General features: G+C 36.2%; 24 protein-coding genes. All 24 read left to right on the forward strand.

Translation table 11 applies throughout. The annotated features are described in order from the left end of the window. Positions 1–843, forward strand: coding sequence for a hypothetical protein (locus AC0KUU_RS25030; RefSeq protein WP_473453551.1), 843 nt, complete (start codon positions 1–3; stop codon positions 841–843). After that, positions 827–1,231, forward strand: a complete 405-nt coding sequence (locus tag AC0KUU_RS25035; RefSeq protein WP_473453553.1) for a hypothetical protein — start codon at positions 827–829, stop codon at positions 1,229–1,231. Before AC0KUU_RS25030 ends, AC0KUU_RS25035 begins: the two co-directional genes overlap by 17 nt. Positions 1,232–1,310: 79 nt before the next feature. Then, positions 1,311–1,622, forward strand: a complete 312-nt coding sequence (locus AC0KUU_RS25040) for a hypothetical protein (protein WP_473453555.1) — start codon at positions 1,311–1,313, stop codon at positions 1,620–1,622. 30 nt (positions 1,623–1,652) lie between these two features. Beyond that, positions 1,653–1,946: a hypothetical protein gene (locus AC0KUU_RS25045; RefSeq protein ID WP_473453557.1), complete on the forward strand. Its 294-nt coding sequence runs from the start codon at positions 1,653–1,655 to the stop codon at positions 1,944–1,946. Further along, complete coding sequence (locus AC0KUU_RS25050) at positions 1,930–2,187, forward strand: hypothetical protein (protein ID WP_473453559.1); 258 nt, start codon at positions 1,930–1,932, stop codon at positions 2,185–2,187. The genes AC0KUU_RS25045 and AC0KUU_RS25050 overlap by 17 nt, the downstream gene beginning before the upstream one ends. A 34-nt stretch (positions 2,188–2,221) precedes the next feature. Continuing rightward, positions 2,222–2,557 (forward strand): VVA0879 family protein, encoded by a 336-nt coding sequence (locus AC0KUU_RS25055; protein ID WP_473453561.1) that lies wholly within the window; start codon positions 2,222–2,224, stop codon positions 2,555–2,557. Positions 2,558–2,672: 115 nt separating this feature from the next. Further along, entirely contained in the window at positions 2,673–3,056 is a 384-nt protein-coding gene (locus AC0KUU_RS25060) for a hypothetical protein (protein ID WP_473453563.1), read from the forward strand. A 367-nt stretch (positions 3,057–3,423) separates the two neighbouring features. Continuing rightward, positions 3,424–3,996, forward strand: coding sequence for a recombinase family protein (locus tag AC0KUU_RS25065; RefSeq protein WP_427598099.1), 573 nt, complete (start codon positions 3,424–3,426; stop codon positions 3,994–3,996). Positions 3,997–4,027: 31 nt separating this feature from the next. Beyond that, positions 4,028–4,393: a hypothetical protein gene (locus tag AC0KUU_RS25070; protein ID WP_473453565.1), complete on the forward strand. Its 366-nt coding sequence runs from the start codon at positions 4,028–4,030 to the stop codon at positions 4,391–4,393. Further along, complete coding sequence (locus AC0KUU_RS25075) at positions 4,390–4,557, forward strand: hypothetical protein (protein ID WP_473453567.1); 168 nt, start codon at positions 4,390–4,392, stop codon at positions 4,555–4,557. Before AC0KUU_RS25070 ends, AC0KUU_RS25075 begins: the two co-directional genes overlap by 4 nt. Then, the gene (locus tag AC0KUU_RS25080; protein ID WP_473453569.1) at positions 4,557–4,928 is read left to right on the forward strand and encodes a hypothetical protein; all 372 of its coding nucleotides are present in this window, start codon (positions 4,557–4,559) and stop codon (positions 4,926–4,928) included. Before AC0KUU_RS25075 ends, AC0KUU_RS25080 begins: the two co-directional genes overlap by 1 nt. Continuing rightward, positions 4,925–5,254 carry a hypothetical protein gene (locus AC0KUU_RS25085; RefSeq protein ID WP_427598107.1) on the forward strand — a complete coding sequence of 110 codons (330 nt, stop codon included), beginning with the start codon at positions 4,925–4,927 and terminating at the stop codon, positions 5,252–5,254. The genes AC0KUU_RS25080 and AC0KUU_RS25085 overlap by 4 nt, the downstream gene beginning before the upstream one ends. Positions 5,255–5,331: 77 nt before the next feature. Further along, on the forward strand, positions 5,332–5,586 hold the full coding sequence (locus AC0KUU_RS25090; protein WP_473453571.1) for a DNA-entry nuclease: 255 nt from the start codon (positions 5,332–5,334) through the stop codon (positions 5,584–5,586). 17 nt (positions 5,587–5,603) lie between these two features. Continuing rightward, positions 5,604–5,810, forward strand: coding sequence for a hypothetical protein (locus AC0KUU_RS25095; RefSeq protein ID WP_473453573.1), 207 nt, complete (start codon positions 5,604–5,606; stop codon positions 5,808–5,810). Then, positions 5,803–6,189: a hypothetical protein gene (locus tag AC0KUU_RS25100; protein ID WP_473453575.1), complete on the forward strand. Its 387-nt coding sequence runs from the start codon at positions 5,803–5,805 to the stop codon at positions 6,187–6,189. Before AC0KUU_RS25095 ends, AC0KUU_RS25100 begins: the two co-directional genes overlap by 8 nt. Then, a complete protein-coding gene (locus AC0KUU_RS25105; protein WP_473453577.1) occupies positions 6,186–6,554 on the forward strand; it encodes a hypothetical protein in 369 nt (122 codons plus the stop codon). Before AC0KUU_RS25100 ends, AC0KUU_RS25105 begins: the two co-directional genes overlap by 4 nt. Before the next feature lie 13 nt (positions 6,555–6,567). Continuing rightward, positions 6,568–6,756 carry a hypothetical protein gene (locus tag AC0KUU_RS25110; protein WP_427598118.1) on the forward strand — a complete coding sequence of 63 codons (189 nt, stop codon included), beginning with the start codon at positions 6,568–6,570 and terminating at the stop codon, positions 6,754–6,756. A gap of 5 nt (positions 6,757–6,761) precedes the next feature. After that, positions 6,762–7,019, forward strand: coding sequence for a hypothetical protein (locus tag AC0KUU_RS25115; protein ID WP_473453579.1), 258 nt, complete (start codon positions 6,762–6,764; stop codon positions 7,017–7,019). Further along, complete coding sequence (locus tag AC0KUU_RS25120; RefSeq protein ID WP_473453581.1) at positions 7,006–7,716, forward strand: hypothetical protein; 711 nt, start codon at positions 7,006–7,008, stop codon at positions 7,714–7,716. The genes AC0KUU_RS25115 and AC0KUU_RS25120 overlap by 14 nt, the downstream gene beginning before the upstream one ends. A 44-nt stretch (positions 7,717–7,760) precedes the next feature. Then, entirely contained in the window at positions 7,761–7,970 is a 210-nt protein-coding gene (locus tag AC0KUU_RS25125; protein ID WP_427598124.1) for a hypothetical protein, read from the forward strand. Between the two features lie 65 nt (positions 7,971–8,035). Next, positions 8,036–8,692 (forward strand): dTMP kinase, encoded by a 657-nt coding sequence (tmk, locus tag AC0KUU_RS25130; RefSeq protein ID WP_473453583.1) that lies wholly within the window; start codon positions 8,036–8,038, stop codon positions 8,690–8,692. Positions 8,693–8,706: 14 nt separating this feature from the next. Continuing rightward, complete coding sequence (locus AC0KUU_RS25135) at positions 8,707–9,030, forward strand: hypothetical protein (protein WP_473453585.1); 324 nt, start codon at positions 8,707–8,709, stop codon at positions 9,028–9,030. Positions 9,031–9,034: 4 nt separating this feature from the next. Continuing rightward, positions 9,035–9,259, forward strand: coding sequence for a hypothetical protein (locus AC0KUU_RS25140; protein WP_473453587.1), 225 nt, complete (start codon positions 9,035–9,037; stop codon positions 9,257–9,259). After that, entirely contained in the window at positions 9,259–9,621 is a 363-nt protein-coding gene (locus tag AC0KUU_RS25145) for a hypothetical protein (protein ID WP_473453589.1), read from the forward strand. Before AC0KUU_RS25140 ends, AC0KUU_RS25145 begins: the two co-directional genes overlap by 1 nt.

Consider the following 9,621-nt stretch of genomic DNA (forward strand, 5'->3'; position numbering starts at 1 on the left):
ATGGGACAAAAAAACTGGACTCAAAAAGAGATTGATATATTAGAGCGTTATTGGGGCACACGTTCTGCTCAAGGTATTGGGAAAATAATTGGTCGTACTGAACATGCTGTTCGTGTTAAAGCTTTTAAGCGGGGATTAGGGAGTGCTTTAGATAATTTCGATGGTTTCCCTATTGAACGCATTATTAATGAATTAAAAGTTCGTCATGCTACAACTGAAAAATGGATTAATCAATATGGGTTGCCTGTAAAGAAAGATCCAACACATCGCTCTAAAAAGAATAGAGTGGTCAAAACAGAATGGTTTTGGACTTGGGCTGAAAAACATCAAATCCTTATTGATTTCGCTATGCTAGAGCCACATGCGTTAGGTGTTGAGCCGGATTGGGTGGATGTTAAAAGACGGAAGGATCAGCGCAAGCATTTCCTTATAAAGAATACTTCATCTGAATGGTCAAATGAAGAAGATAAATTGTTAGTTGGTATGTGTAAAGCTGGTTGTTATTCGTATAGAGAAATGGCAAGAAGATTACAACGTACAGAAAAATCTGTAATCACTAGGTCAGAGGTTGTATATAAGAAAACTCGTCTACCTTATTCTCACAGAATGCTAAAACATTTGTCAGAAGAAGAGGTTCAAACCATGTTGAATATGTTTATGAATCATCATTCGGTTGAAGAAATAGGGGAAAAGCTAGATATTTCCACATTAATTATTAAATGCAAGCTAAAGCGCGAAGGTTATACAATCCAAAAGGTCATTGAAAAAGATACGAAAAGAGCAGAAGAGTTGTATAAAGAGCCAATAAATCTACGGAGGGATTATGATGGCATACTATGCTGAACTGTGTTACGAAGTAAATCGTTCTCCACAAGTTTGCGCTATCTTTTGTGAACAAGAAGGTGATTTTATGCAAGAAATCTATCATCAACTTAATGAATTCCCTCAAGAAAAAACATTTCGTTTTAAACGTCTGAATATTTTTAAAGATAATAAACTGATTAAATACTTTAAGAATGAAGATGGTGATGTGTTGGTTTTATTTGAAAGATGGATAGCTGGCAGCGTTCGTCATAGTGTCAAAGATTTAGCAACTCTTTTTGAACAGCGACAAATTAAATACACTGTGTCCCGTAATGGCTTTGAATTTCAATCTAAAAAAGAAAAACGTCGCGGTGTTAAGTTAGCTAAAAAAGTAGGCTTATCTTATGTGCTTGAAGGCGTTAAATAAAGGGGGTGGTGCTCTATTTGTAATCAGCACCTGGCGATCACATACGAATAAAATTAATAGTGACAAAGGGGAGAGAATGATGAGAAACGAGCAAATTAGTTATGTGGCTTTTTGTGAGAAATGCACGACGCCGAGAGTAGTTGATAAAAAGATTATTCAAGATTACTTAGGTGGCGTGAGAGTGAAAGGCTTCTATTGTCTTACAACAGAGTGTGGCCATTTAACGCCTTTTCCTGCATACATGCGTTCAATCTTAGAAGAACTCATCGAATCTCTGGATGACATTAATGAACAAAATGAGAAAGGTGTTCCTTCTATTTATGTAGGCAAGGTAAAAATGCGTCAAAGACGTTTAGTTAAAGAACGTGAACTATCTGCCAACGAAGAATAAGCTCACTTTAATTCGAATAGGGGAGTGTTAATGATGAGTGAAGTAAATAAGACGGTTGGCCACAAGAACGTACGTATCGCTACATTAACTATCAAAATGGCTGAATATAGTAAAGGTGAATACAATGTGTTGAAAGCTTACGCATGGTCTAGGCTATTGAAGAATAACGAACGTCCGGTTTCTTGGGGTGATCCGCATCAAGAAGGGACTGATGTTGATGTTGAAGCAATAACTACACCTGAAGAAGCAGCACTTGCAATAGGACAATTGGCTGACTATATGAATCAAGTAAAGGGGAGAAGATTCGATGGAGAAAAAGACTGAACAGGTAGATTCCTACGTATATAAAAAAATCCGGCAGCGGTTTAATTATCAATGCATCCATGATTTACTTGATAAGATTCAAGCTGGTGAGCTGCATCGAAAGAAAGAACTAGCAGAAACCATGTGGCATACATTTGACTTGAAAAATCCTGTAAACCAAAATCTTTATCGTCTGTACCTGTTAGTTAGAATGGATATTAAAAATGATGAATTAAAGAACACATCCAAAGTCACAGTCTAAACGTATTAATTATATAGAAAAGGGGAAACGGGTTATGGAACAAACATTAGAAGCATGGCGTGAAGAAGGTAAACGTCTTTTTGGTAAGCAGGGACGTAATTGGAAGTTTGTTTGTCCTCGGTGCGAAAACGTTCAGAGTCCACAAGATTTTGTAGATAAAACTGATATGGGTCAAGAAGAAGCGTTGAGTGCAGCCTATCAGATATGCATCGGTAGACACTACAAAGAGCATGATTGCAATTGGTCAGCATATGGACTTTTTGGCACGATGGGCAAAGGGCGTACCATTATCACACCAGATGGAGAAAAGGTTTCGGTATTCGATTTTTACCAACCAACCGCAAAAAAGGATAATTTACAACAAACTTAAAAAGATTTCCATATAGGACTTGTTATATTCAAAAAATAGGTATAAAGTAGTAGGTAGGAAGTAGTGTTTTGAAAAACAAGGCTTCCTTCCTTATATTTTGAATGGAGGGGGAAAAATGGAGCCGGTATATGAAAAAGCGATTAGAGATAAATTAAATACCATTGATAGGCAGATGAGGGAATTGGAGAGCAAGAAAGAATTTGATGTCGAACTAGCTAAAAAGTTATTCAAAGAAATTCCTCTCTTCATTTCTCGTGAGCTAGTTTATATCAATGAAATTAAAAAAATCAGAAATCATCTTTTGAAAACCCAAACACTACTGATCAGCGCCGAACGTAAAAACGATACGTTTATCAAAATGCTTAAAACAAATGGTGCGATCACATCTGAACAGGCAACCATATTATCTGAATATTTGAGTACGCCAAAAGATTGCACCGAAGAAAATTTAGAAGAGGTTTCAAAAAGGTTAAATTTGTTAGAAGATTTACGAACATAAAAAGAAGGTGTTTTAAAAATAGCGAGCAGGACGCGCTAATTTCGCAATGAATGATAGAAGGTAAAGGGGGACGTATTCTAATTTCAACACAGCTCACTTCGAAATGCCCCTTTTTCGCTTTCTATCCCTTGGGGCTGTAAGGACGAAGCCTTCTAAAAAATATTGCATTTTATTGCGGTTTTTTAGTCCAAAAAACGGATGTTTATTGGACTTTCGATAGAACAGTAGATTATGAGCTGTTTTTGGCTAAAATGCAGTCCAAAAACTCAGTACAAAATCAAAGTCCATTTACTTGCGTACATTTGACCTTTTTTGTACGATGTTCTTAGACTGTATAAAACGAATAGCTAAAAATGGAGTGGTATAGATGAAATTTGGATATGCACGTGTCAGTACAAAAGAACAAAACTTAGATTTACAAATCGATGCTCTTGAAAAAGAAGGCGTTGACAGAATTTACAAAGAGGTTGTATCGGGTGCTAAAGCGGATCGTCCCGAATTAGCGAGAATGCTAGATAACGTCCGAGAAGGTGACACTATCGTTATTTGGAAGTTGGATCGTCTAGGGCGTAGTCTTCAACATTTAATTCGGATGGTAGAAGATTTCAAAAAGCAAGGAATCAATTTAGTTTCTCTAAATGAAAAAATAGATACAACAAGTGCAGGTGGAGAATTGATCTTTCACATTTTCGCATCTATCGCTCAGTTCGAACGGAATTTAATTCGTGACAGAACAAATGCAGGGTTAGCTGCAGCACGTGCCAGAGGACGAAAAGGTGGAAGACCAAAAGTTGATAAAAAGAAAGTTGACTTAGCTCTCAAAATGTACGAAAGCAAAATGTACTCAATTGCTGAAATATTAGATGCAACCGGAATGTCAAAAGGTTCGCTTTACAATTACATCGACAAACGTAATAAAGAAAAACAGCAGTCGAGTTGATCACAAACTTAACCAATTAGGGGGAATAGAGTTGACAACATTCAATTCGTATACCAATTTAGTAGGTCTTTTATATAAGAAAGGTATTATGGACATTACAGAATACGAGAGGCTTGTTGAGAAAGTCGGCCCAGGATTAGGCACGGGTTTTCCTTGGATGTTTGAAGAGTTATATGAAATTACGGATAGATGGGATGCTGCGAAATTAGCATCCCATATTAATAAAGAACGTCTTCCTTCTATTAAAGAAGCGATGCTACGTGAAGAAAATGATAGTTTACGAGCAGCATTGAGAAATATTTCTCAGCTTGAAAATAATGATAGCGCTTATTTTGAAGCGATTAAAATTGCATTGAATGCTTTGCAGCCTTTCAAAAGTGAGGTTCGCCACGGATGAACATCGTTACTTTCCAACGTGCTGATGGCGTTTCTATGAATGTAAATGTAGATAAAATTATTTATCATATAAAAAATCAGATTGTTTTGGAAACTGGAATCCTTTTCAATCTTAACCATACGTTCGAAGAAGTAGAGGCATTAATAAAGGAGGCTAAAAAGTAATGGAAGGTTTATTTCCGAAGTACCAAATAGAGCGTTGGGATGGTCAACCGATTACTGATTTTAAATTTGTGCTTAGCCCTTATAAAGATGATGCAGCTATGAAAGCTTTAATTATCTATTGCAAAATGATGGGTGAATCAGGCAATACAATTGGTGTTATGGAAGAGAATTCAGAGACTTTTCGAGTACGGAAATTTGATGGTTCACCAATTAATAATGCTAAATTTGTCTTAAGTCCAGAACAAGGAATGGCTTCACTTATAGCGTTGAACGCGTACGCTGAAAATACACCTAATGATGAATTACGCAAAGATATAAAGAAGTGGGTTCAAACGATTATCCAAAAAATAACGGAGGGTGTTAAATCATGAACTTAGTAGATCTATGTGAAATTCAATATGCGGTGGTTCAATATCAAAATGAGTTGTTTAAAATTAATCGATTACAAGGAAATCCGTTACAACTAGGCAGTCCACATGATGATGATGCATTTCCGACACATAAAATTATGAATCAAAAAGGTACAAACATTGTCGTTCTTGCCCTACCTAATAAAAAGACTGTTTCTTTCTTGGAACATATTCCGCATACCTCAGTGTTTGTTTCTGCAAACGAGCCGGAGCAGTACAAAAATATCTATACAATCTTAAAAATTGCTGTCGATCACAAGGTACGAATGGAAGACCAAACTGAATAACAAAAACGTCCACTATCCCTTGTACTTGTTATAAGGATAGTGGGCAATATACTATTTTTTTCTTAGGGGGAATGGTTGTGGAAGAGACTCAAATGCCTATCACTTATGACCGCTTTGGACGTATGAAATATCATCCGGATTACCATGTGAATCACGGAAAAGACTACACGATCAAGGAGCTTTCTTACATCTGCAAGTATTATAAACCGGGGCATGTGAAGACATTATCGCTGGATGTTGGAAGAACAGAAACGTCTATTCGTGAATTAGTTTGTCGTTTGCGTCGTCTTGGAAAGTTCGAAGAATATAAAAACATGGAACTCACTCATTAATAAAGGAGCTGGAAGCAATGGAAATGAGAAACCTACGTGAAGAATACAAAAACTCAATCTTGATAATGGATGCAAAAGGTGATGAGTACAGATTGAAAGCTGGAAAAGATATGCATTCTTTCATGGTGAATGATAAGGAAATTGAAACATTAGAAGAGGCAAAAGTAGCTTTAAATATGTTAACAAAATCTATAATTAGTATAGCTGGAGGTTCCTATGAGTGATTTTATTAAATCTTCTTTACCTAAGCTGACAGCTGAACATTTACAAATGATTATAAAAGATGCTGAAAACCGTATCATTACTCATCAACGTGGCTATGTTACACCTGAATATATTGAGCGGCAACAAGAAATTATTACGTTAGCAAAAATTCAATTAGAAAAAGCTCAAAAGGAAAATGAAGTTTTTCCTCAAGAAATTAAATTCGATAATGGTAGCTCTATATCTTTAAATCCTGCACGTACTGCGATGATTCGAGGACGTGGCAGCCGTTTTACAGCAAGAGATTTAGAACAATTACTCTTTTCTTCAATGGGTGTTCCGGAGAAATACTTCGAAAGAGATCATTATTCACCTTATAAAAAGGAGGATAAAAAATGATATTCGATTACACCAGTTTGTACGATGCGCTGTTTCAATCACAACGTTTGTTAAAACATTATGTACGCGGCATGAAACCTTTGTATGTACTGACGGATTCAGTTACTAAAAATGCATATGTAGCAGCTGGTCAAGTAGGTAAAGCGGATTTGGAGAAAATGATTCTAGCGAACTTTTCTTCAGAAGCAGATTTATCTATGACTGATTATCTAAAACGTTTTACCGCTTATGAATATGTGTCATCCAAACGAAAAGAACTTACTCCCGAGATTACCACATATAAGCCTTCTTATTTTAGAAAAGATTTATATAGAAGAAAGATGGATATCCAACACAAGTATCTTCTATTAAATGAATTTGTGTAAAGGATGATAGCGAATGAACTTGAATGAATTCAACGATAAAGAATCCGTTCGAATCAAAGAAACAGGCGAAATTGTGACTGTTGATTATTGGTGGCAAACAAACAATCGAGGACCAGCTAACGCTATTTATCAATACAACATTATTGAAAAACCTGGCACTTGGTACTCTGAATATGAATTAGAAAAAATAAAAACGGAGTGATAACAATGGCATCACTAACAGATCACACATTAGAAGAAGAAATGACTACAGAAGAATTACGTAGAGATCGACGAGATTTAATTCTTTTAGTCGGTATGATTTTAAATGAATTGCCAAATAAAAAGATAGAAATTCCAGAACAATCAGCAGTATTTATTGACCGGAACAAATATGCAATTAACCGCATCAATGATCCCGCTACTCAAAGTGTCGTGTTTAGTTTAGTAGATCTTGAAAGAGACGTAGCATATGAAAGAAAGTGATTTATTCGTTCCTGTCAAAGAGTGGCTAGAAGAAAAAGGCTATGAAGTATTTTCGGAAGTTCAACATGGGTGGGGCGGTAAACGGGCAGATGTGGTAGGACGTATTGGTAAATGCATCTGCATCGTAGAAATGAAAACATCGCTATCAATGGATGTTATTGAGCAAGCGATTAGCTGGAAACCTTATGCTCATTATATTTACATTGCTATCCCAAAACGAAAAGCGCCTATCCGTCATTTCATTCAACAGTTATTACGGCAGCATCGAATCGGCATCCTTGAAGTGAGCAGTAGAAATTGGGTGAGTGATTATCATAAAGCTCATTTTAATCGCCCTTCTATGTTGGACTGGACTAGCGGAAGTAAACGTTATAACTGGAATAACATACTCAAGGAAGAACATAAAACGTGGCTTCCTGGTGGATCAGCAGGCGGTGGATACGTAACAGATTATAAAATTACAATTCAATCCGTCAAAGATTACTTACGTAGACAAAAAGATTGGGTATCCATTAATGACATTTTGACTCATTGTGAAACGCATTATGCAAGCCCGAAACCGTCACTTGCTCAAGCACTTATTAACTTCGAAAATGATTGGTGTGAGGTCAAAAAGATTGGCCGCAAAAATCATTATCGGATGAAAGAAGATGCTCGATTAGTTATGCACCCCAGACATAAAAACATAAGATCATAATTAATAAAAACATAAAATCACTTTTATTAATTGGGGGAAATGATATGGAGTCTATGAAGCCGATAATCGAAAAAGCACCTTGCGAAACAAAACATACGTATGTTCAATTTAATGAGGTGAAATCCCACCGTCACAACAATGAAACCGGATTGACTCGGTATCGCATGATACGTTTTTACTTCTGTTCTACATGCTTAAAAAGAGAGAAAAGCATTACGATTATTTACTCAGATCAGAAGCCAGCTTGGTACTAAAATAAACGCATAAAAGCATAATTTCATATTTATGCTTTTATGCTCTTTCATAAAGGAGCAACGATATGATTAAACGATTTATTACATTTGAAGGTCCCGAAGGTGCAGGCAAAACAACCGTCATGGAACGAACAGCAGCTATTTTAAGAGAGCATGGTTATGATGTATTAACGACTCGAGAGCCGGGTGGAATTGATATTGCAGAACAGATACGCGAAGTTATTTTAAATCCTGCTAATACAAAGATGGATGCGCGAACAGAAGCATTATTGTATGCTGCAGCTCGAAGACAACATCTTGTAGAGAAAGTACTTCCTGCATTAGATGAAAATAAGGTTGTGTTATGCGACCGCTTCATTGATAGTTCTCTTGCTTATCAAGGATATGCTCGTGGGTTAGGGATTAACAATGTACTGGAGATTAATGAGTTTGCTGTTATGAACCTTCAACCTCTCATAACATTCCTATTAGATTTAAAGCCTGAAATTGGATTAGAACGTATTCAAAAGAATAGATCCGGTGAAGTGAATCGGTTAGATATGGAAACGTTAGATTTCCATAAAAAAGTAAGAGAAGGCTATTTCGAATTGGTGCAATGCTACAACAATAATAACCGTTTTTGTGTTGTAAATGCAGACTCGCCAATTGGTGAAGTTGTAAAAGAAGTAGCAACAGAACTGATTGAGCACTTTCAAACAATGGAGCAGTTTAAGTCTAAATAAAAGGGTGAAGTGAAATGAAGGAGCTATCTGAAGAAGGAAAAATGGAAGAAAAGAAAAAAATAGCCACTTATTATTCTTTAAAAACTGCTCATCGTATGAAAAGACAACTCGAAGACTACGATATTGATTTAGAAAAAGAAAGTAGATTAAATCAACAATTATGCAAGACGTGCCACTATTTAAAATCTTCTATGGCAGGTCAGGCATTCACTAAATACAATTGCCAGCATTGCGGAGAAGAACATCATCATCCAAACACTAACGTACCAAAGTATTGTCCAGCTTGCTCAGATAAATTTGATATGTGTAAGAAATGCGGTGCTAGTAAAGGAGATTGATAGAATGAGTAGTTATGTATACACTCCTGCAAAAATAACAGCAGATAATTCGAAGTTCAATGAGCTCATGAGATTGTCTTTGCAACTATATGAAGAAATCGACTATAAGCATCAGAAACACGCATGCATAACGGAAACAGAAGGTCAGTGGTTAAATGCATTTGCTCAATATGCGAAAGACATTACAAGTGATGTCTATTCAGCTATGCCGACAAAGGAGAGGTACTAATGATTAAAGAAAAAACGTTAAAGGGTAAAAAGTACAATTTCAAACATATGGCTATTGAAGTTATTGAAAAAGATAAGGACGGTAACGTTGTGGCTTTCACCGCTACATTTGTTCATACAGCACTTCCAGGCGAAACAATTAGCGATGGTTTACGTGAAGTAAATCAAACGTTATGGGATCAATCTTCTCCTAAACGTCCCAAAGGATTTCTTGTGAAAGACTCATATAAGTATCAAAACGGATTAATGACTACACTTATGGTGTCTACTGAATGGTTTCTTGAAACATTAAGCAAGGAAGCTCGTAAGGAAATTGAATTCCGATGGAACGCAAAATTCAAAAAGGATTTAGTCGAAAGTTAA

The sequence above is a fragment of the Priestia sp. ST2 genome (genome assembly GCF_055810735.1).